Raw genomic sequence first — 20,621 nt, 5'->3', positions numbered from 1 at the left:
ATGTTTTCAGTAAACAGTTATACCTCTTCGCTGATGAAGTCTGATTGCGGGTCGGTATTTTAAAATTTGTCTACAAAAAAGCCCCGGCATTCGGGGCTTTTGCTTGTACTATTTTAACGATTATTCCGCTTTATCATCAAGGCTTGTTTCATCCTTTTTAGCTGAATCATCATTTTTCGGCTCTTCTGAGGCTGGCTCAGCCGGCTTTTCTGTACTTTTCTTCTCTTCTGGTCTGCGATCATGCATATCACGCGGTTCGCGGACTGGCTTACGCGCCATGAGATCGTCTATTTGACCTGCATCAATGGTTTCATATTTCATCAATGCATCTTTCATCGCATGTAAGATATCAATATTATCTTTTAAGATTTGTTCAGCGCGTTCATAGTTACGATCAGAGAACAAGCGCACTTCACTATCAATAACCTTTGCTGTTTCATCCGACATGCTCATCGAGCGGCTTCCGCCACCACCCATGTACATTTCGTTTTGGTCTTCAGCGTAAAGTAATGGACCAAGCTTTTCACTCAAGCCCCACTGCGTCACCATTTTACGAGCGATGTCCGTGGCACGTTCGATGTCGTTACTTGCACCTGTCGTCACTTTATCTTCACCGTATATAAGTGCCTCAGCAATACGACCACCATACAAGCTCGAAATCATTGACTCTAAAAGCTCTTTAGAGTGGCTAACACGGTCTTGCTCAGGTAGGTACATTGTTACACCCAATGCACGACCACGAGGGATAATAGACACTTTATAGACTGGATCGTGTTCAGGCACCATACGACCAACAATCGCGTGACCCGCTTCATGGTAAGCAGTCATTTCTTTCTCTTGCTCACTCATTACCATGGTCTTGCGTTCTGCGCCCATCATGATTTTGTCTTTAGCAGCATCAAATTCAGCCATGCTGACAACACGCTTGTTACCACGCGCTGCATATAATGCAGCTTCGTTTACTAAGTTAGCAAGGTCAGCACCCGAAAAGCCCGGTGTACCGCGTGCAATAACTGCTGCTTCTACGTTGTCACCCAATGGTACTTTGCGCATATGCACTTTAAGAATTTGCTCACGACCACGAATATCAGGTAAACCAACCACAACTTGACGGTCAAAACGACCAGGACGTAATAATGCAGGGTCAAGAACATCAGGACGGTTAGTCGCGGCAATAACGATAATACCTTCATTACCTTCAAAGCCGTCCATTTCTACGAGCATTTGGTTGAGTGTTTGCTCACGCTCATCGTGACCACCACCCATGCCAGCGCCACGTTTACGACCTACTGCATCGATTTCATCAATAAAGATGATACAAGGCGCTGCTTTTTTAGCTTGCTCGAACATGTCACGTACACGTGATGCACCCACACCAACGAACATTTCTACGAAATCAGAACCTGAGATTGTGAAAAACGGCACTTTGGCTTCACCTGCAACGGCTTTGGCAAGTAACGTTTTACCCGTACCAGGTGGACCTACCATGAGCACACCTTTAGGAATGCTACCACCTAATTTTTGGAATTTAGATGGATCACGTAAGAAATCAACAAGCTCAGTAACGTCCTCTTTTGCTTCATCACAGCCAGCAACATCAGCAAAGGTTGTTTTAACTTGGTCTTCGCTCATTAGGCGCGCTTTACTCTTACCGAAAGACATCGCACCTTTACCGCCACCACCTTGCATTTGACGCATGAAGAATATCCATACACCAATTAGCAGCAGCATTGGGAACCAAGAGATTAAAATGCTGGCGAGGAAAGATTGCTCTTCAGGTTTTACACCCTTTACATTCACATTGCTTTTCAAAAGATCATTTAAAATATCTTTATCGTACATCGGCATGATAGTTTGAAAGCGCTCACCATTGGTTTTGGTGCCGGTAATCGTACCTGAGCTACTTTCAATAGAAACCTCTTGAATAGCGCCGCTACGTGCATCGCTAACAAACTGGGTATAACTTGTTTGGCGATCAGCTTGATCGCCACCATTAAAGCTCTGAAAGACTGACATTAGCACAACAGCAATGACCAGCCAGAGTATTAGATTTTTCGCCATATCGCTCAAGGGGTTAACCTCTTGTATCCAATTAATATAAATTCAACTTAACGCAGCACAACTGTACTACAGTTTGTATCCCGTCGCCACTATATAAACTTCCCGAGAACGGGCACGCGATGCATCAGGCTTTCTGATCTTGACCGCTTTAAAGCTATTACGTACGTCCTGTAAGTATTGATCAAACCCTTCACCTTGGAAAACTTTCACACAAAAAGCACCATTTTTCTTCAAAACTTGGTGACACATATCTAATGCAAGCTCAACTAGATACATGCTTCCGGCCTGATCAACCGATGTATTACCACTCATATTGGGGGCCATGTCAGAAAATACAACATCCACATTTTTCCCATCAATGCGCGTTAATAGCGCATCTAATACCGCTTCTTCTCGAAAGTCACCTTGCAAAAAGTCTACGCCTGCTAACGAATCCATTGGCAAGATGTCACAGGCAACAACTTGGCCTTTATCACCCACCTTTTCAGCAAGATACTGTGACCAACTTCCTGGAGCAGCACCTAAATCAACCACAGTCATGGCTGGTTTAATTAATTTATCTTTATTTTGAATTTCATCTAATTTGAATACCGCACGAGAGCGCCAACCTTTCTTCTGCGCTTCGTGAACATAAGGATCGTCAAAATGTTCCTTCAGCCATCGCTTAGAACTAGCTGAATGTTTTTTATTTGCCATAAAATTAATACGTAACTAATTAGTAATATTCTCTAGATGGCGTTAGAATACCCTTAATTCAAGCCATATTCAGCAAAATTTGTAACATCATGAAATTATCGAACAAACAAAAGCAGTTTTTAAAAGGTCAAGCACACAGTTTAAAGCCTGTGGTATTACTTGGCGCAAACGGTTTAACCGAAGGCGTTTTAGTTGAAATTGAAAGCGCCCTAGATATCCACGAGCTTATTAAAGTAAAAGTACCAACGGATGAACGTGAAACAAAAGTATTAATTTTCGATGCAATTGTTCGCGAGACCGGTGCTGTAAAACTTCAAACAATTGGCCATACCATTGTTCTTTACCGTCAAAGTGAAGAGAAAAAGATTCAATTACCTCGCGGTTAAGATTGAAAGCCAATTCTATAAAAAAGCCAGCTTGCTGGCTTTTTTAATGCCTAGACTAAATATATAACTAGCTCGACTCACTTTCTCGCGCATATTTCAGTGTGCGATTTATAAATTCGGTTGTTAGCTCATTAATTAACCCTGTTTCCGCATTAAGTACTAGACTAAAACCAATATTTAAATGTGGAAAAACGACTAAGTCACTGCGGTAGCCTTGTACCCAACCACTATGGTAATAAAGTACTTCTCCATCGTAATCATATACTCGCCAACCAAGGCCGTAATAGGCATCTTTTACATGCCCTCGCCATACCCGACGCCGTGTTTCTTTTTTTGTATGGGTGTATGGTCGCGTTTGTTTTATAAGCGCATCCAGCGGCAAAACATCAGGGTACTGGCCTAGCTGCGCATTTAACCAAATAGCCATATCACTAGCGCTGGCATTAACCCCCGCAGCGGCTGCTACCTTGTAGTAATTCTTTTTTAAGCGAGAGGTGTACCAACGCTTTCTTCCTCTTACATGAGGATGAGCATAATTATTGTCACGCACCATACCTTCGTAGCCTACGCTCGCATCCGTCATTTTTAATGGTGCAAAAATATATTCAGCTATCCAATGGGCATAATCCATTTGAGTTGTTTTATAAATAATTGAATCAATGAGACTGAACATCACATTTTGATAGCCATAACACTCACCCGGTTTGCAAATAGGTTCAACAGTTAGAAGCTGTTTAACAATGTCTGGGTAACTCATTCTTGATTCTATTAAATTGTCGTAAGCATTTGGCACTAAACCGCTTGAATGGCTCAGAATATGATAAATTTTTAAATCATCTTTATAGACAGTATTATTAAATTCAGGAATGAACTTACTGATCGGATCGTCAATATTGAACTCTCCCTGAGTCGCAAGCTTTGATGTCAATGACCCTGCAAATGTTTTAGAAACTGAAGCCAAGCGAAATCGTGTGTGTTTATCTACTTTTCGCCCTTTTGATATTTTAGTTCGGCCAATGCCTTGGACAAAGTCTTCCTCACCCACTTTAACAATTGCCAAAGAGCCACCGGGAATTCCTTTGGCTCTTAACTTTCCTCTTAGGTATTTATTGTACTCGCTAACGAAGGGCTGCCAATTTGAGTCACTGCCTGAAGCATACCCACTGAAAAGAAGGAGAAAAAAAGAAGAAAATAGAAAGATTATAAAAGTGAGCGTGTACTTCATTCGTTATTGTTTTAGTCTGTTTCGGAAGTTTCTCATTACATAATATCATGAACTTTTGCTTCGACTAACGTACAATACGCACAATATTAACTTTTTTATGGGTAGACTTTTCTTTATGCGCTTACTTGTAGTACTGCTTTTTACAATTATTTCAGCTGGTTGCGCCCTTAAACCAGAGCCAGCGCCTTTACTAGCGATGCCAGAAAAACCGTCGCTTAAAAGCCAACGTTTTCAAATTGAATATAAAACTGAACATGCAGCCCCAAAAGTTAAATCGGTACAACTCCCTGCGCATACAGTAAATGCAAACCAAACCGTTGCAATCGTTGCTGATAAAACAAGCGTAACTGACACTTTATATGCGCAATTAACAGAAGCATTAAATGAAAAACAATTAAAAGTTGTCCAAAATGGCCAAGCAGATTACACATTGTCTATCCACCAGCTTGATTTAGAGCTTGTTGACGATACCGAATACCAATTAGTGATACCTGAAAAACCATTGCCACTTTTTGACCAAGTAGCAGAGCAATTCCCAACTCAACAATGTGCCACCATTCAAGCACAGGTAAGTATGCGCCTAACCCATAAAAAAACAGGCGATGTTGTCTGGTTCGCGAAGTCATCTATAGACAGTGCTAGCTTTCACCGTGAGCCGCTCATCTATAGCTTTGAGCAACAGCAATTGATCAAGAACGAACTAGAAGTTGCCAGCTTTGTTAATGAACATAATACGGAACAAGCGCGTATGTCGCGTATAAATAATACCGATATTGTGATACCTCAGTATCAAACAATTTCTCGCATGAGCGCTTTAACAAAAGAGCAAGGCCCATGTAACCGTACTGAAATCAGTGCTCTTACGCCTATGATGCAGTATTATCTCACCAGTATCTTAATCGATAAAATTAAAGTTCAATAAAAAGGTTGGTGTTTGCACTTAACAAAAGTGCAAACACCTACTTCTCTCTTCAAGCTACACTTCCCTAACACCTTTACGACTCGACTACACTTTTTTACAGATTTTGGGAACTCCTTAACAATATACTAATTGCGTATATAATGATGACTTCACTTATTTGTAACAAGGACAACACACTTGCAAACCAGCCGCGCCATATTATTTTTTTGCTTATCTTTATTGGCAACATCTTCTTATGCAAGTAATCGTTACTACGCTGATAATACGTTAGAACCCAGCCAAGGTTTTGCATGGGATTGGGGAGTTGGGGCTGGCTATTATATCGAAGACTCTTATTTAGTCGGTATGGACTCTTACAATGATGGCTTTGAACCAGACATTCACCTTGCTCTTTCCTACGAACACTTTTACCTTGATTATGATCAAAGCCAATTAAGTGGTGGGCTGACCATTGGCTACAGCGTGATTGATAAGTTCGAATGGGGACTTGACCTAGTTGGTACAAATATTCAATCTGGCTTCGATGAAACCGGCTTAGCTTTTTACGAAGAAGACGTAATTGAAGAGCTTGCCGGTATTAAAAGCAGAAATTATGACTTTGATGTTGGACTGCGCTTATCAAGACGCTTTGATAATTCGCAGATCTCCTTTGAGTATTTACATGATATGTCAGGCGCCCATAATGGCTGGGTAATGAACAGCTTCTTTAGTCAGATAATTCCTTGGCGTAATTGGGAGTTTCGCTCAGGTATCGGGCTAAGTGCTTATTCTGAAGATTTTACTAACTATTACTTCGGTATTACTCCTTCTGAAGCTAATTTAAACAGACCTGTTTACACCCCGAGCACATCCTACAGTCTTATCTTTGAGTTTCATGCTGAATACCCAATAAACCAAAACTGGGTATTTTTAACCGGCTGGCTATCAACATGGTTTTCTGATGATATTCATCACAGTCCTATTGTCTCCCAAGAATATCAGCACAAAGCCAAGGTAGGCCTGCGCTATGTTTTTTAAATACTATTTCTTATTAGCGCTCCCTATAATCAGCGTCAAAGCGCAAGAGCAGCCCAATGAAGAGACAAGCCTAGTATCACTACCTGATACCTGTGTTGCCCTTCGTGAAGGACGAAATTGCTATGCTGATGTGGAAATATCTTGGCACCAGCCAAAGGGTAATTACTGCTTACGTGATGGTCAAAGTAAACATATTATGCAGTGTTGGCTTATGCAAAAAACGGGCTTTTTTCGCTATCAGTTTGACTCTGCAATAACGGTCAACTTTGAATTGGTCAATAGTAACAATGGCAAGGTCGTTGACACCACTGAAATACAAGTGCAGTGGGTCTACCAAAATCGCCAAAAGAAACGCCGTTGGCGACTGTTTTAACTGTTTGGAGTAAAAAATGGAACATTATGGCACGATTCTGCTAGTAGAAGATGATATTTCACTGGCTAAGTGGGTCGCAGAATACTTAACTGAGCAAGGCTATAAAACAACAATTTGTCAACGTGGTGACCAAGTCATTGAGCAAGTCAGAGCGACACCACCGGACTTAGTTTTATTAGATATCATGCTGCCTGGTCAAGATGGTATTAGTGTGTGTCGAGAGTTAAGACAGTTTTACCAAGCGCCTATTATTATGCTCACAGCCAGAGACGATGAAATGGACGAAGTAATTGGCCTTGAAGTCGGTGCAAGTGATTACATGATGAAACCTGTACGACCACGAGCACTCTTAGCCCGCATAAAAACGGCCTTACGTGCAAATACAGATAACAAAGAGTCGCGCTTAGAAAATCCCAACATAACTGTTGGCAAACTTACTATAGACACCGAATCACGCACTGTTTTTTTTGCCGATCAAGAAGTGCATATTTCAAGTGCGGAATACCTATTGCTGCATTACTTGGCCAGTAATGCAGGTCAGGTTGTGTCGCGCGATGCCGTGTTCAAAGCAACAAAAGGCAGAGAATATGATGGGTTAGACAGAAGTGTCGATGTGCTTATTTCGTCACTACGCAAAAAATTTAATGATGATCCCCAACACCCTGAAAAAATTAAAACAATCTGGGGACGTGGCTACTTGCTCGTCGCGACAGCGTGGCAATAGATGATATAACGCGTGAAAAAGTTTTATATTTCATTACTGGGCAGTGCACTGCTATCAATAATCATATTGGGCTGGTTAATTGACGCATTTAGTCAGCAAACCCATCAGCCGCAAGATACTTTTCATAGCCAAACCCAAATGATTAAAGGGTTTACTAAACAGTTGTCGGTACTGCCTGCGGATAAACGCGAGAATGCAATCAAGCAGCTAGAGCAAGATTTCAACGTGCAACTAGAGTATCGCTCAACTCAAGCATTAGCACTTCCTCACTCTCTGCTTTCGCAAATTACAATGCCTACAGGCTTAATACTCGAAGATCAACAAGGATACTACTTACTCTACAGCGAGCAGGCACTTGGCTCACACCATCTTAAAATGCGTCTAGAGAAAGCGCATTTACATGAGCAAGGGAATGATGTTCTCCTTACCCTACTCTTCTATGCTGGGTTATGTGTTTTTATGGGCTTTATTATTGCTCCACTTGCAAAACGTCTCAGCATCCTTAATGATGCCGCGCAACGCTTCGCTAAAGGTGATTTAGCTACCCGCATTAAACCATCTCATTTTACCTATATTAAAGATGTCGAGCTCACCTTTAATCGCATGGCGAATCAAATTGAGAAACTACTTGATGAAAACAAGCTAATGGCGTCGAGTTTATCGCATGATATAAGAACCCCTGTTGCGTGCTTACGCTTCGGTTTAGAAGCCGCGCAAGATTGTACTAATGAGGAAAAACGTCTTGAGTACTTATCTCGAATGGAGCAAGATTTAGATCAAATGGAGTCAATGCTAAAAAGTTATCTTGCTTTTGCTACCTTAGAGCAAAAAGCAAATAAACTAACCTTTAGCGAATCTGACTTAGAAAGCTACTTACTCAGCTTGATTCAACAAGTTCACCCTAAGCTTGAGCAACGTTCATTACGCATCATTCACGACATAAAACAAGGACATATATGTGCCGACTTAGATTGGTTAGCACGTGCGATTGTAAACCTATTAAGTAATGCATGTGACTTTGCACGCTGCGAAATAGTTTTATCAGCCTCCTACAACCAAGGCTTCGTTACTATTAAAGTAGAAGATGATGGCCCAGGAGTGCATAAAAAAAACTGGGGGAAAATATTCAGTCCGTTCTTTCAAGAACAAAGTCACCGAAATCGTGACGGTGAAAGCTATGGCTTAGGCCTCGCGATTGTTGCAAAAGTGGCTGATTGGCATCATGGCACTGTCAGCGTATCAAAAAGCCAGTCTCTTGGTGGCGCATGCTTTACCCTCAGTATTCAAAATAAAAGCCTTTGAATATGTTTCAATTGTGTTAATTGTTACGTATTGTATTAGCTAATTGAACGAAATATATGCTGGCAGCAGATTCGAGGCGATTACAAGTAAAAATGCCCACTATTAACCCTTTTTATTTAGTGTTAATTGAAGTAGATTGTCAGCGCCGTCACAAATAGAGAAGTAACAATAATATGAGCGCATCACGTGGGGAGTTCAGCTCCCGCTTTGGATTTATTATGGCCGCAGCAGGCTCCGCTGTTGGCTTAGGAAATATTTGGGGTTTCCCTACACAAACAGCAAGTAATGGCGGCGCAGCATTTTTAGTTGCTTACTTAGTACTTGCATTTTGCCTAGCTTACCCAGCATTAATGGCAGAGCTTGTTATAGGCCGTCATGGCCAAGCCAATGCTGTCAGTTCCCTTAGAAAAGTTACAAACCAGCCATGGCAGAAAAAATTTGCTTTTGTAGTCGGCTTTGGCGGTATTATTTGTGCTGGTTTAATTTTAAGCTTTTATGCCATCGTAGCGGGCTGGATGCTCAGTGCAACATTAGAGCCCGTAGCACAATTAACTGCTCAAGAGCCTGCAATTACTTGGTTAGGTGAGCAGTCACTATCAAGAAACCTAATTTTTACTGCTGCGTTTATTATTTTGACCGTTGCTATTATTTCTAAAGGTGTTGAAAACGGCATTGAGAAATGGTCAAAGCGCCTGATGCCTGCTCTATTAGGCATTTTGTTTATGCTTATCATTTATGTGATGACCCAAGATGGCGCAGTTGAAGGTTTAAAAGCCTACTTAGTGCCTGACTTTTCATCTATTTTAAACCCAGAGCTGCTAGTTAATGCCCTTGGACAAGCATTTTTCTCGCTATCTTTGGGCACCAGTGTGATGATCATCTATGGTTCATACATTAGCAAAAAAGAGAATCTCGTGTCCTTGGGTGCTTATGTTACTTTGATCGATGTGTTTATTGCCTTTGTAGCCGGTTTATTGATTATTCCTGCGATGTATGTTGCACAGGCACAAGGCGTACAGATTTTCTCTGCTGAAGGCGTACTACTGTCTGAAGATACGTTAGTGTTTCAAGTGCTGCCCGCACTTTTCACCAGCATGGGTGATGTGGGTATTTTCGTTGGCTTTGCCTTTTTTGCTTTAATGAGTATTGCAGCGTTAACTTCATCTATTTCAATGCTGGAGGCACCCGTCTCTTATGCGGTTGAGCGCTTTGCTCTAAAACGCGTGCAGGCGACATGGTTAATTGGCGGTATTATTGCCCTTGTCAGCTTTACGATCGTTTTTAACTTAGGCACATTGTTTGGCTTTGTGATCACACTAACCACTAAGATTGGCCAACCAATTTTAGGATTAATGTGTTGTATATTTGTCGGTTGGATTTGGCACCGTGCATCTTTATTAAAAGAAATTCAACAAGGCTGCCCAGAAGCTGCAAACAGCTTCTTCTGGAAAGTGTGGCCATGGTATATCAAATTCATTTGTCCATTGGCTATTGCACTGGTATTCGCCAACTCGCTGTTAAGCTAAGCGCTTACTTGAAGTGGCCCTTTGCTTTGGGCTACTTCAAACACATATCCTGATGTGGAATGCCGTCTTCTAAGTAATCATCACCGACATTTTTAAAGCCAAACTGTTGATAAAAGCCCGTTAAATAACATTGAGCGCCTATCAAAATAGCTTTCTCTGGCCAGCGTTGCTGACATGTCTCTATAGCCATTTGCACAAGTTTGCTTGCCAACCCTTGTCCCCTAAATTGCTTAGCAACAAGTACACGACCAAATGCACTGAACTGCTCATTTTTGTCATAACACCGAGCGTAGGCAGCTAGCTGTTGTTCTTTGAACACAAAGAGATGCTGAGTCAGGTCATGGTTATCAACCTCGTCAATCTCTGGATAAGCACAGGTTTGCTCTACAACAAACACCTCAACCCGTGCTCGTAAAATCGCGAATAACTCATCTTTACTGAGTTCAGCGTAACTCTTAACAGAAAACATAAGATTCCTTTTGCAAGACAAAAAACCCAGCCGTAGCTGGGTTTAAAGTGTACCTATTCGATTAAGCCCTAAGCGAATAACCGCTCTAATTGGTCACATAATTGCGACAGGTTTACGTGATCATGTTCTATCGTTAAATCAACATAACCATCCCCTCTAAAAGCACGGTCTAATTCAATTAACACATGCGTTTTATGAGCTTCAGGCACAAACGACAGCTCAACTTCTTGTAAACCAAAAAGGCTTCGGCTATCTGGACGATACTCAAGTTCCTGATAACAACCTGAGTGAGATTGAAACGTAGGTGCGCGTAGATAACCCTTTTCAACATCTGCCTTGACTAGGTTAAAACCTAATTTATCCATTGCGTGCATAAACGTGCTAACAGCATCATTCGGATAAATATGTAATGAGTCACGATCCGTTGGATCAAGCGCCATATCAATATCAAGACCCGTTTCTAACCAAACATGTGATTGATTATAGCCAGCGTTAATTTCCGTGATTGGGGTCTCTGAATGTAGGCGTGCTTCAAACGGAATATGCCTCTCTTCGCCCGCTGCAATCGTGCCGACATCCGTGATACGCCATTTTTCGATCACATGATTTGTAAAATACTCACCATCTTCACCTTCAACTTTAACACGCGTCATTAATGCTAAGTCTAAGCCAGTAATATCTTGCTCTACATCGCCGCCTTTAATAACGATAACTGCATTAAATTTTTGGCCTGGTTGTAAGTGCTCTGTTTCCAGTACAGTGTCCACCTTTGCTGCACCAATACCTACTGATGCAAGGATTTTCTTAAACATCTTTTCTCCTTAAGCCGTCTCTTTTCTAGTTGGCTTAAATTCCTTTGTTGTTGCATCTTAACCACAATTAAAAGCTAATGTCAGCGAAAAAATGATGCTTTTAGCGCATTAATCAATAAATAGTGCGTAAGTGTTCATTTTTTAGACTCTTTATATTCGATATTGTTTTCCATTAGTGAATATTTCGCTACACTCCTAACAAATGAAGTCAAAAGAAGAATTATGGAACTTATATACTTTGCTACGGCGTTCGTGTGCGGCTTTGCTGTCTATCAGCTAAAGCTTCCTCCTTTAATTGGTTTTTTATTAGCAGGGTTTGCCCTCAACTTATATGGCTATAAAACCACTGAATTACTCAACACACTAGCGAGCTTAGGCGTAACCTTACTGCTGTTTAGTATTGGTTTAAAATTAAAAGTTTCTAACCTTATAAAACCACAAGTATGGGCACCAGCGTCAATGCATATTGTACTGAGCAGCACCCTCTTTAGCGGTTTTATGCTGATGCTTGGCGCATTCGCACTTCCTCTTTTCAGCGAACTGACTTGGCAAAGTGCACTCTTGGTTGGTTTTGCATTTAGCTTTTCGAGTACTGTGTTTGCCGTTAAAGTCCTTGAAGAACGCGGAGAAATGTCTAGTCTACATGGCAAAATTGCAATAGGTATCTTGGTAATGCAGGATATATTCGCAGTTATTTTCTTAGCGATTAGTACAGGTAAAGCACCTAATATTTGGGCATTAGCATTATTAATAGGGCTTCCGGTTCTGCGCCCTATTATGTTTTGGATTTTAAATCGCTCTAAGCATGGTGAATTACTGCCTTTATTTGGCTTTTTCTTTGCGCTGGTTTTAGGTTATCAAGCCTTTGAATTTGCTGGACTCAAAGGCGATTTAGGCGCGCTTATCATAGGGATGATGTTTGCTCCCCATAAAAAAGCGGGTGAGCTATCAAAATCATTACTAAATCTGAAAGATATCTTGCTTGTTGGCTTCTTCCTAAACATAGGTTTAAACGCGGAGCTTACCGCGCATGCTGTATTGGTTGCGATGGTGATTATTTTAGTGTTACCAATTAAAGTTGCGCTCTATTATGTTTTAACTAACGCCTTTAAATTACGTGCACGTACTTCACTGCTTAGCGCATTTAGCCTTGCTAACTATAGTGAGTTTGGTTTAATCGTTTGTGCCGTTGCTGCTAGTAGTAATATGATCACCTCCGAATGGCTCGCGGTTATGGCGATTGCCGTATCAATTACTTTTATTTTGGCATCTCCTTTAAATAAACGCTCTAACGAAATTTATGTCAAAATTGAGCACTGGCTACTTAAATTTGAAAGTAATAGCCGCTTAACCGAAGAGTTACCAGTGAACTTAAACGATACCAAAATCGTTATTTTTGGTATGGGCCGTATTGGTACAGGGGCGTACGAAACAATTAGTCAAACACATCCAAACCTCGTTGCTGGCATTGATATTAAACCTGATGTGGTGGATAAGCACATTAAACGAGGACGCCGCGTTCTTTTAGCTGACGCCACAGACCCTGACTTTTGGCAACGGGTAAATCACTCTCATGTTGGCATGGTTATGCTTGCGATGCCAAAGCACATGCAGAATATTTTTGCCCTAGAGCAGCTAAAAGCGTCTGGATACCAAGGCCAAGTAACGGCTATTGCAAATTACCCTGACCAGCAAAAAGAGTTAGAAGATATGGGTGTAGATTCTACCTATAACTTTTATCTAGAAGCGGGGAGCGGCTTTGCCGAGCACGTAAAACAAAAACTTTTCTCATAATGTAAAAAAAATAATTCTCAGGGCCCATATTTGGTACTGAGAATTATTTTCATTATATTCAGCGACTTGCTATTGCTATTTTTAGTACACTTCAATAGGCGTACCTAAAGCAGGTCAAGCTTATTTACAAAGCTTTACATCCAGATTAGCCATCCAATCAAAAAAAAGAGTAAACTCGCCATATGATACTTTGCTAAGTATCTATTTTTAGCACAAAAAAGTTTATTAATCCTGTTTACGATTTCGTTTGTGCGATTACTGTTAAGCTAATTGAGGTTGTTTAAGATGAAAGATAAGTTTACCAGTGCGTTAAAAGTAAACGCAGATGATGCTTGTTCGGGGAAACTTATTGACATACAACGTCGACTGGATGAGTTACAGCAAAATGGCATGAGCGCAACAGACATTAGAACTGTATTGTTTAATAAAATGCTCGATGTTTATCAAGTGCCACATGATCACTTTCTTCGAGAGGGTAAAACCCCCGCTCGAATTGATGACCCAAGTATTGTTAGTAGATTAAAAGAACTTGGTTTTTCGAAAAAAAGTCGTCACCAATTACATTAACTTTATTTCGTCATTAACGAAATAAACGCTACGCTATTGTGGGGGCCTACCTCCCTCACTAAATAGGCTGTTTCTTGCCCGTCACAGCCTATTTTCTCTCTCCTTTTTACCGTATCATTTAGCTTTAACAATTGTTTGAGATAAAGATGGATACAGCTCAACTTAAACAAGCCATTAATACGAAAATGCCATTCGGCAAGTACGCTGGACGCCCTCTTTTACTATTGCCTGAACCTTATTTAGTGTGGTTTAAGCAACAGGGCTTTCCAGCAGGTCAGCTTGGCGCTCAGCTGGCAATGATGTATGAAGTAAAACTAAACGGGTTAGAGCAAATGTTGATGCCCCTTTTAGACAATAAATAATTTTATTTTTGAGAACTTTTTTGCTGACTGGCGGTCTATTAATTTGCTACTTGTTTATTTTTGGTTTTAACCTCAAAAAAAGCGCCTCAAGGCGCTTTTTTTATGTCTAAATAGGTCATAAAATAGTTAATTACTTTAAACGATTTAACCTATCACTATCAGCGTTACAGCTTTACTATTAAACAGTATGCTTTATCAGAAACTCAATAATCTTCTGTATTAAATAAGCGGATGGTAAACTTTGCACCGCCCAATTCAGAGTCACTCACTTCATACGTACCACGATGCCAGCTTATAATTTTAGCAACAATCGCCAGCCCTAAGCCAAAGCCACCTGTTTTCTTATCTCTACTTTTATCTAAACGCTTGAATGGCTTAAACACACTCTCCCACTCACTTTTAGCAATGCCAGGTCCATCGTCTTCAACGGTTATGACAAGCTCTTTATTATGCTCTTCTAGGGAAACAATGATTGTATGTGCAGCATACTTTTGCGCATTACCTAATAAGTTTTGAATACAGCGAGCCATAAAGTGCTCATCACACTTATAAATTAAGCTAAGCGGTGCCTTTATTTGCACGTCTATATCTGTCGCAAACTCAAGTTTATTAACCACACTGGTAACGAGGGCAGTTAAATCACATGAGCGGTTGATAAGGTTAGGCTTGTGGGATTCTAAACGTGCATACTCAAGCATTTCTGACACTAACGCTTCAAGTTCAACAATATCTGCATGCATATTGTCTAAATAGGTAAAAGACTGCTCATTCTCTACTTGTTCTTCAAGCATTGCTATTGCGAATTTCAAACGCGCTAGCGGCGTTCTAAATTCATGAGAAACTGATGAGGTTAGCTCCTGCTGTGCTGCTAATAAGTATTGAATACGCTCTTGCATGGCAGATAAAGTATCGGTGATCGGTAAGAAAAAAGACTTTGAAGCATCATGTAATTCAAAATCTTGCGCACCACCTACAGCCTCACAAGCAAGGGTCAGTTTATTAAAATCTCTCCACAGTAAAAAACTCCATAAGCCTACAGGAACACCGACAACCATCAACAGTAAAAAATAAGGCCAGACAGAGCTAAAGCTTGGGTTCGATACAGTCAATGGGCCAATATGAAGTAACTGCTGATCGTTGAGTGTTATGTACCAAATAACCTCTTGTTGTTGGTTAAATAAGTACAAATAATGGTGAGAAGCTAAATCGGCTTTTAAATCATCAGGAAGTGCCAAGTCATTCCTGTCGATGATTTCACTATCAAATTCATCTTGTAGCTTCGATAAGCCGTCTTTAGTTTGGCTTAATAACCAGAGCGATTTACCAAATTCTTTATCGAGTGCAATTTGCTGTTGGGAGTCTTCATAGGGCCACAGTTGTTCGATGACCCCACTGACAAGAAACAGAGAAACGATTATATAAAGATATAAACTCGCAAACAGCTTCCCCATTAACAGCTAGATTTCCCAAGCATCTGATACGAATAAGTATCCCTGTCCCCAAACTGTTTTAATACGGTATGGTTTATCACTGTTATCACCTAACTTCTTACGGATTCTTGATACCCGAACATCAACAGTGCGATCTAAACCATCATATTGACGTCCAATCATATGTTGATGGACATGCTCACGGCTTAGCACTTCACCTGCATTTGAAGCTAAAAGCCACAATAATTCAAATTCATGTGATGTAAGTGTAATCTCATTGCCTTTAAGTGTAACAATGCGACTCGTTTTATCAATTGATAAATCACCAAATGTGATTTCTTCAGGGGCTTTAGTCGTTGCATGCCCACGGCGCAGTAACGCATTGATTCTTGCAAGTAGTACACGCGGTTCTGCCGGTTTAATTACATAATCATCAGCACCAAGCTCCAGACCGATGACCTGATCAAAATCTTCACCTTTCGCGGTTAACATAAGAATTGGCAAGTTAAACTTATCGCGTACTTGACGGCACACACTAAAGCCATCTTTACCTGGTAACATGACATCAAGAATCATTAAATCAACAGTGTTATTTTCTAGGTATTCGAAAACTTCATCGCCGCGTTCAAGGACCGCAACATCCAACCCATTGTGCTGAAGGTAGTCTCGTGTTAACTGTTGTAAACCGAGATCATCTTCAACAAGTAAAATCTTTGTCATTGGTTGCTCCTGAATTAAAAAAAGCTCCACGGAGAGCGTAATCTTCGTCTTGTCGTTTTTGCTTCTGTGCTCTGCACTTCAACTTTTGCTGTCGCAACTTTGCTCCCCGTGTGCGGATTGACTAAGGAGTATATTGTTTCAACCTGAACCCGCGCTTTATAGCTAAAACGGCCTTTTTGCATGTTCTGCCAGCACTGAACTTGTTGATCATTCTGATACAAACATACATCTTGAGGGTGTGTTAACTGCCAACTTATTTTTAGTTCAAGATCGCAAAATTCGTGCTGTTGAAAAACAACACACACTTTAGGTGATACATCGAAGAGAGATGCTTGTGCATGGCTCGGGAATCCCCAAAAAACAGCAACAAACACACCCAGACTAAAAACAAAAAACTTCATATTAAAAAATATGATTGAATCCTATAAAAGCAGTCATCGAATACGTGTGTTCAAAAAGCGGACTGTCATCTACGCCCGAGTAATCGTAATATGCTAAATGAAAACGAAGTGAGTTGCCCTCACTCAAGGGCCAACGGGCGTCGATTTTAGCATAAGGTTGCCAACTACTGCCAACACCAATTTTCCCATGTAAGGTTTCTTTCGCCGATAAGCCATAAAAGTAATCGTTTAACTTCGCGGATTTATACCAAACGCCTAAACTTGGAGTCAGTTCTAACTGACCTATTTGCTGGAGTGTCTGCCACTGAACTGCACTTCTTGTGCCTTTATATACATTGGATACATCTGCTAATGCTTGTAGCGAGAATATATGGTTATTATGAATGTAATGGTAACTTAAGCCTGCATCTAATGCCCAACGACGCTTACTGATATCGTTCACAGAGATACGCTCAGCATTCAATTCATTCTTTTCTGTGGAATTGACAAAACTACTCGAAGTTTGCAGCGCAAAAACATTACTAGGGTGAAAATCAATAAAAAAGCGCGTTTCAGGGTTAAACTCCGCCACTACATTAAAAACATGAGATGACGTTTCATGAAAAGCATAACCAAGTCGACCATTATCAAAAAACCACTTTTCACCGTAATAAGCAATTTCAGGTAAGAGTATAAGCGGTAGATTATCACCTCCATACAGCGGGTTTGTGATCACCCCAGCTCCTGTATTGACACCCAAATACCACTTATTGGCTTCAACTTCTTGAGATGCTGAACGACTTTCTCGTTCTGTGCGGGTTGAGTCTTCAGCACAGACTTGATTCATCGATATAAAAATCAAGATGCACATCATTACCCAATTATTGATCGTTATCGTTTTCATGTTTGTTACGACCACAGGCAGTTTCCAGTTAGTCTATGGTATCAAGGTGTGAATAGGCTGTCTTTTATAGGTTACAAGTATTCACAATTTTGATACATATATCAGCTAAGTTTGTTACTCTTCAACAATCTCAAGACGGTTTCTTCCATGCTCTTTGGCAAGATAAAGAGCTTGGTCAGCTTTAGCAATCAGTTGTTCTGGTTGACTATTCTTAGACTTAATAGCAATACCAAAACTTGCCGTTATCTTACTTAACACATTAGTCGATTTAGGTTTCTTGACTTGTAACTTCGATATCGCGATGCGCAGCTGTTGAGTAAAGTTAGTCATATCACTGACACTTGCAAAATGTGCAGTAAAGCAAAACTCTTCCCCACCAAAGCGATAAACCTGCCCTACACTTGACACGTGTTTGAGTAATTTACTCGCTACAGCTCTCAGAACTTGGTCTCCCTTTTGGTGTCCGAATGTATCATTAAATTGCTTAAAATGATCAATATCAACCATCACCAACACCGCAAGACCAGCCAAATGAGCCGCTTGGCAGAATCGAGAAATGTCTTCATCAAACTTGCCTCGATTATAAAGGCCTGTCAGCGTATCTTTTTCTGCTTTATTTTTCGAAAGACTAAGCTCCTGCTTTAATTCGGATATTTCTGCATAGGCTTGTGCTAACTGGTTTTGAAAATCCTGTGCACGGTTTTGTAAAGCGGCTGACTCACCACTTAGTCGCTCTACACAGTCCAACACATTATCAAAGCTATCTCCATCACTTAAATTTACATCATTGAGTTGCTCTCGGCACTCTTGGAGTGTTTGATTAAACTGAATAGAGTGAACAAGCGTGTCGTTTATGCCTTGCTGAACATTACTTACAACACCATTAAAATCATTCGATAGTTGATAGAACAAAGACAGATCATCTTGAGATAAATATTTATTAAAAAGATACTTGGCTCGCTCTTGGTCGCATGTACTGAATGTGCGAATAATATTATCAAGTTCTTCATTAAGCGCTTTATTTCTGCCACTTACATAGCAATACCACAACGCATAATTAAGCGGTGTAATAGGCATTTTGTATTTAACCATTAAGGGAATAGCGCGCTTCAAACAGCTACTTGAATAGCTCAGCGAATGCTCAACGTGAGCTGACAGAATCATGTGTCCATGCCATCAGTATTTTTATTATTTTGATTTACGTTAGCAACACATTGAAAAAAATCAATAAAAAATCTGCAATAATCGCTAAATCCCAGCAAAAAACACGGAAACCATTAACAAAAAACAATACAAAAGGATTGTTTTTATGGCTATTTTTGCGGAACAAAATAACCCAAAAACTCTAAGTAAAAAAGATGAGATCTGCTAATTTAAGAAAATGACGTGAAAAATCACCGCGTCAGTTTAGCCAAAAGTTAAATAACTGGGGATTTATAGGCGGCTGATAACAATTATATCAACCGCCTTAGGTTTTATTGAATGGTTTGAAATTAGTTTACAGCTGACCAAGGTCCATTAGCTGTTTCTGGCGAGTCACCTTGAGTCCACCACTTAGCGACATATATGACATTGTTAAAACTTACTTTGTCGTCTTTAACATATACCTTTGTACTATCCCATGCTGCAACACCACCTACCGGAGGATTGCCCTCTGGTGGTGTTAGCGTGTCGACGACTGTTACTTGAGGCCAGTTTACATGAGATTGATAAAAGTTTGTTACGCACTTTTCATAATCACCAGGGACCAATGCTGAATAGGCAGTTTGATAACCAACTAACTTACACTCAAATGATTGGCCTCCTGGTCTGTCGCTGTAATATGCCCAGTCTGCTTCCCAGTTTGTGTAGAGAACATCGGTCGAATCATTAAGGTTTAAACTACCAAAAGGAGTTTGCTGCCAGCAGGTGTTCTCTTCATCTGTTTCAATCGGGATATAATAGTAATTCGATAGACCTTCCCAATAGCGAATGCGATTTACTGGCTGTCCTTTGGTGCGGTTTTGCTCGCCACATTCAATTCCCCCATTTATTACATTAATTGTTGTGCCAAAACCGTATCCGATCCCCGCACTGAGCTCTTTTTGTGATGGCACCCAAGTTCTATCAATAACGTGTAGCATCGCCGGTTTAGGTGCTTGAGGTGTCAAGAAAAACCAAATTGCTGAAGCAAGATTAAGCCAAGAATCTGCCACTAAGCTTGGGTTGTTAAGTAGCACAGTTGCATCACCATTAAACATCACTTCCGAAAATGCACCATAATTAAAATGATACGAAAGCTGCTTCGCACCGCGGCCGAAATAACCTTGTCCTTCTGCGCATGGCCAACGGCGATTTTGCCAATCATTTTGACCACACCCTGTTGTATAACCGGCCTGCCCTTCTGACCACCCCATTTCGCGGACATGTACTAAAGCCTGTTGCCATTCTTCAAGTTGTAATGGGTTATCAGAGATATTATCTTTGGCGATATGACCACCGGTTTCTTGTGCAAAGTGTGCAAATGCCGTGATGATAGACTTTTTACAAATGGCATCAGAATCTCGACCATCGGTGTATTCACCACAAAAAGCAGGGAACTTACCAATTGCCCGCAAAAAACGTGTATAAGTATACTCTGGCGCAGCCATTCCCGTCAGAAAATCCCACTCTTGCTGACCAAAGACTCGTTCAACACGTTTCACGTTTTCAGGGTTGCTTGCATTGTTAGGTGTAATAGCTTCAACAATACTATTATCCCTCGTTTCAAGCGCTTTTGCCCAAGTCTGATACATGGGATCGGATGCTTTAGCATCACGAGCCGCATTTAGTTCTGCACGAGATAGCAAATAGCCGTTTGGGTTATTCGGGTCATCAACAATCGTTAATGCATTAGCAGAGGCGATAAGAGCAACTTGCAGAGCAAGCAGTTTAATAGAGTGGGTTTTCATCGTCTTTCCTTTGAATTGTGT

At 40.7% G+C, this 20,621-nt stretch carries 21 protein-coding genes; 10 read left to right on the top strand and 11 right to left on the bottom strand.

The genetic code is table 11. The features are described 5' to 3' along the window. Nucleotides 1–120: 120 nt before the first annotated feature. Both ftsH and rlmE read right to left on the bottom strand, forming a co-directional pair. Nucleotides 121–2,070 (bottom strand): ATP-dependent zinc metalloprotease FtsH, encoded by a 1,950-nt coding sequence (gene ftsH, locus L3Q70_RS05815; protein ID WP_193988591.1) that lies wholly within the window; start codon nt 2,068–2,070, stop codon nt 121–123. A gap of 57 nt (nt 2,071–2,127) precedes the next feature. Then, nucleotides 2,128–2,757 carry a 23S rRNA (uridine(2552)-2'-O)-methyltransferase RlmE gene (rlmE, locus tag L3Q70_RS05810; protein ID WP_062570569.1) on the bottom strand — a complete coding sequence of 210 codons (630 nt, stop codon included), beginning with the start codon at nt 2,755–2,757 and terminating at the stop codon, nt 2,128–2,130. Between the two features lie 89 nt (nt 2,758–2,846). Between rlmE and yhbY the strand changes: the two genes are divergently transcribed. Further along, on the top strand, nt 2,847–3,143 hold the full coding sequence (gene yhbY / locus L3Q70_RS05805; RefSeq protein ID WP_062570568.1) for a ribosome assembly RNA-binding protein YhbY: 297 nt from the start codon (nt 2,847–2,849) through the stop codon (nt 3,141–3,143). Nucleotides 3,144–3,210: 67 nt separating this feature from the next. Here the strand turns inward: yhbY and L3Q70_RS05800 are convergent, their stop codons facing one another. Further along, nucleotides 3,211–4,368 (bottom strand): serine hydrolase domain-containing protein, encoded by a 1,158-nt coding sequence (locus L3Q70_RS05800; protein WP_062570567.1) that lies wholly within the window; start codon nt 4,366–4,368, stop codon nt 3,211–3,213. 115 nt (nt 4,369–4,483) lie between these two features. Here L3Q70_RS05800 and L3Q70_RS05795 point away from each other — a divergent pair, with 115 nt between their 5' ends. The 6 genes from L3Q70_RS05795 to L3Q70_RS05770 all read left to right on the top strand — a co-directional run bounded on the left by L3Q70_RS05795 (nt 4,484) and on the right by L3Q70_RS05770 (nt 10,232). Further along, entirely contained in the window at nt 4,484–5,290 is an 807-nt protein-coding gene (locus tag L3Q70_RS05795) for a hypothetical protein (protein WP_062570566.1), read from the top strand. 177 nt (nt 5,291–5,467) lie between these two features. Beyond that, entirely contained in the window at nt 5,468–6,307 is an 840-nt protein-coding gene (locus L3Q70_RS05790; RefSeq protein ID WP_237115047.1) for a MipA/OmpV family protein, read from the top strand. Then, the gene (locus L3Q70_RS05785; protein WP_193988588.1) at nt 6,297–6,680 is read left to right on the top strand and encodes a DUF3019 domain-containing protein; all 384 of its coding nucleotides are present in this window, start codon (nt 6,297–6,299) and stop codon (nt 6,678–6,680) included. The genes L3Q70_RS05790 and L3Q70_RS05785 overlap by 11 nt, the downstream gene beginning before the upstream one ends. A 16-nt stretch (nt 6,681–6,696) precedes the next feature. Beyond that, nucleotides 6,697–7,404, top strand: a complete 708-nt coding sequence (locus L3Q70_RS05780; protein ID WP_193988587.1) for a response regulator transcription factor — start codon at nt 6,697–6,699, stop codon at nt 7,402–7,404. A 12-nt stretch (nt 7,405–7,416) separates the two neighbouring features. Next, nucleotides 7,417–8,706, top strand: a complete 1,290-nt coding sequence (locus tag L3Q70_RS05775; RefSeq protein ID WP_193988586.1) for an ATP-binding protein — start codon at nt 7,417–7,419, stop codon at nt 8,704–8,706. A gap of 173 nt (nt 8,707–8,879) precedes the next feature. Next, nucleotides 8,880–10,232, top strand: coding sequence for a sodium-dependent transporter (locus tag L3Q70_RS05770; RefSeq protein ID WP_062570561.1), 1,353 nt, complete (start codon nt 8,880–8,882; stop codon nt 10,230–10,232). 31 nt (nt 10,233–10,263) lie between these two features. Here the strand turns inward: L3Q70_RS05770 and L3Q70_RS05765 are convergent, their stop codons facing one another. Together L3Q70_RS05765 and L3Q70_RS05760 are read right to left on the bottom strand one after the other, a co-directional pair. Then, on the bottom strand, nt 10,264–10,701 hold the full coding sequence (locus tag L3Q70_RS05765; protein ID WP_062570560.1) for a GNAT family N-acetyltransferase: 438 nt from the start codon (nt 10,699–10,701) through the stop codon (nt 10,264–10,266). A 68-nt stretch (nt 10,702–10,769) separates the two neighbouring features. Continuing rightward, nucleotides 10,770–11,513, bottom strand: a complete 744-nt coding sequence (locus L3Q70_RS05760; RefSeq protein ID WP_062570559.1) for a sporulation protein — start codon at nt 11,511–11,513, stop codon at nt 10,770–10,772. A 222-nt stretch (nt 11,514–11,735) separates the two neighbouring features. On the opposite strand from L3Q70_RS05760, the gene L3Q70_RS05755 reads away from it, so the two are divergent. The 3 genes from L3Q70_RS05755 to L3Q70_RS05745 all read left to right on the top strand — a co-directional run bounded on the left by L3Q70_RS05755 (nt 11,736) and on the right by L3Q70_RS05745 (nt 14,236). Further along, a complete protein-coding gene (locus L3Q70_RS05755; protein WP_237115046.1) occupies nt 11,736–13,307 on the top strand; it encodes a cation:proton antiporter family protein in 1,572 nt (523 codons plus the stop codon). Between the two features lie 285 nt (nt 13,308–13,592). Continuing rightward, nucleotides 13,593–13,874, top strand: coding sequence for a hypothetical protein (locus L3Q70_RS05750; protein WP_062570557.1), 282 nt, complete (start codon nt 13,593–13,595; stop codon nt 13,872–13,874). A 146-nt stretch (nt 13,875–14,020) separates the two neighbouring features. Next, nucleotides 14,021–14,236 carry a DUF3820 family protein gene (locus L3Q70_RS05745; protein ID WP_062570556.1) on the top strand — a complete coding sequence of 72 codons (216 nt, stop codon included), beginning with the start codon at nt 14,021–14,023 and terminating at the stop codon, nt 14,234–14,236. Nucleotides 14,237–14,439: 203 nt separating this feature from the next. On the opposite strand, the gene L3Q70_RS05740 is transcribed toward L3Q70_RS05745, so the two are convergent. The 6 genes from L3Q70_RS05740 to L3Q70_RS05715 form a co-directional block, all read right to left on the bottom strand. Then, nucleotides 14,440–15,687, bottom strand: coding sequence for an ATP-binding protein (locus L3Q70_RS05740; protein ID WP_237115045.1), 1,248 nt, complete (start codon nt 15,685–15,687; stop codon nt 14,440–14,442). Nucleotides 15,688–15,693: 6 nt separating this feature from the next. Beyond that, nucleotides 15,694–16,386 (bottom strand): response regulator, encoded by a 693-nt coding sequence (locus L3Q70_RS05735; protein WP_237115044.1) that lies wholly within the window; start codon nt 16,384–16,386, stop codon nt 15,694–15,696. 14 nt (nt 16,387–16,400) lie between these two features. Then, nucleotides 16,401–16,787: a DUF3019 domain-containing protein gene (locus tag L3Q70_RS05730; protein WP_062570553.1), complete on the bottom strand. Its 387-nt coding sequence runs from the start codon at nt 16,785–16,787 to the stop codon at nt 16,401–16,403. Nucleotide 16,788: 1 nt separating this feature from the next. Next, on the bottom strand, nt 16,789–17,670 hold the full coding sequence (locus L3Q70_RS05725) for a MipA/OmpV family protein (RefSeq protein WP_228074438.1): 882 nt from the start codon (nt 17,668–17,670) through the stop codon (nt 16,789–16,791). A gap of 114 nt (nt 17,671–17,784) precedes the next feature. Continuing rightward, complete coding sequence (locus tag L3Q70_RS05720) at nt 17,785–18,834, bottom strand: GGDEF domain-containing protein (RefSeq protein WP_062570551.1); 1,050 nt, start codon at nt 18,832–18,834, stop codon at nt 17,785–17,787. A gap of 329 nt (nt 18,835–19,163) precedes the next feature. Continuing rightward, nucleotides 19,164–20,600 (bottom strand): chitinase, encoded by a 1,437-nt coding sequence (locus tag L3Q70_RS05715; RefSeq protein WP_157066237.1) that lies wholly within the window; start codon nt 20,598–20,600, stop codon nt 19,164–19,166. Nucleotides 20,601–20,621: the final 21 nt, after the last annotated feature.

Source organism: Pseudoalteromonas sp. CF6-2 (assembly GCF_021729425.1).
Lineage (GTDB): Bacteria > Pseudomonadota > Gammaproteobacteria > Enterobacterales > Alteromonadaceae > Pseudoalteromonas > Pseudoalteromonas arabiensis.
Note: the sequence above shows the minus strand (reverse complement) of the source record. Positions and strands in the feature narration are given on the sequence as shown.

What these genes read in the sequence shown, in the direction of transcription:
- rlmE (WP_062570569.1), bottom strand. Translation starts at nt 2,757, where the DNA reads ATGGCAAATAAAAAACATTCAGCTAGTTCTAAGCGATGGCTGAAGGAA.
- yhbY (WP_062570568.1), top strand. Translation starts at nt 2,847, where the DNA reads ATGAAATTATCGAACAAACAAAAGCAGTTTTTAAAAGGTCAAGCACAC.
- L3Q70_RS05800 (WP_062570567.1), bottom strand. Translation starts at nt 4,368, where the DNA reads ATGAAGTACACGCTCACTTTTATAATCTTTCTATTTTCTTCTTTTTTT.
- L3Q70_RS05795 (WP_062570566.1), top strand. Translation starts at nt 4,484, where the DNA reads ATGCGCTTACTTGTAGTACTGCTTTTTACAATTATTTCAGCTGGTTGC.
- L3Q70_RS05785 (WP_193988588.1), top strand. Translation starts at nt 6,297, where the DNA reads ATGTTTTTTAAATACTATTTCTTATTAGCGCTCCCTATAATCAGCGTC.
- L3Q70_RS05780 (WP_193988587.1), top strand. Translation starts at nt 6,697, where the DNA reads ATGGAACATTATGGCACGATTCTGCTAGTAGAAGATGATATTTCACTG.
- L3Q70_RS05770 (WP_062570561.1), top strand. Translation starts at nt 8,880, where the DNA reads ATGAGCGCATCACGTGGGGAGTTCAGCTCCCGCTTTGGATTTATTATG.
- L3Q70_RS05765 (WP_062570560.1), bottom strand. Translation starts at nt 10,701, where the DNA reads ATGTTTTCTGTTAAGAGTTACGCTGAACTCAGTAAAGATGAGTTATTC.
- L3Q70_RS05760 (WP_062570559.1), bottom strand. Translation starts at nt 11,513, where the DNA reads ATGTTTAAGAAAATCCTTGCATCAGTAGGTATTGGTGCAGCAAAGGTG.
- L3Q70_RS05755 (WP_237115046.1), top strand. Translation starts at nt 11,736, where the DNA reads ATGGAACTTATATACTTTGCTACGGCGTTCGTGTGCGGCTTTGCTGTC.
- L3Q70_RS05750 (WP_062570557.1), top strand. Translation starts at nt 13,593, where the DNA reads ATGAAAGATAAGTTTACCAGTGCGTTAAAAGTAAACGCAGATGATGCT.
- L3Q70_RS05745 (WP_062570556.1), top strand. Translation starts at nt 14,021, where the DNA reads ATGGATACAGCTCAACTTAAACAAGCCATTAATACGAAAATGCCATTC.
- L3Q70_RS05740 (WP_237115045.1), bottom strand. Translation starts at nt 15,687, where the DNA reads ATGGGGAAGCTGTTTGCGAGTTTATATCTTTATATAATCGTTTCTCTG.
- L3Q70_RS05735 (WP_237115044.1), bottom strand. Translation starts at nt 16,386, where the DNA reads ATGACAAAGATTTTACTTGTTGAAGATGATCTCGGTTTACAACAGTTA.
- L3Q70_RS05730 (WP_062570553.1), bottom strand. Translation starts at nt 16,787, where the DNA reads ATGAAGTTTTTTGTTTTTAGTCTGGGTGTGTTTGTTGCTGTTTTTTGG.
- L3Q70_RS05725 (WP_228074438.1), bottom strand. Translation starts at nt 17,670, where the DNA reads ATGAAAACGATAACGATCAATAATTGGGTAATGATGTGCATCTTGATT.
- L3Q70_RS05720 (WP_062570551.1), bottom strand. Translation starts at nt 18,834, where the DNA reads ATGATTCTGTCAGCTCACGTTGAGCATTCGCTGAGCTATTCAAGTAGC.
- L3Q70_RS05715 (WP_157066237.1), bottom strand. Translation starts at nt 20,600, where the DNA reads ATGAAAACCCACTCTATTAAACTGCTTGCTCTGCAAGTTGCTCTTATC.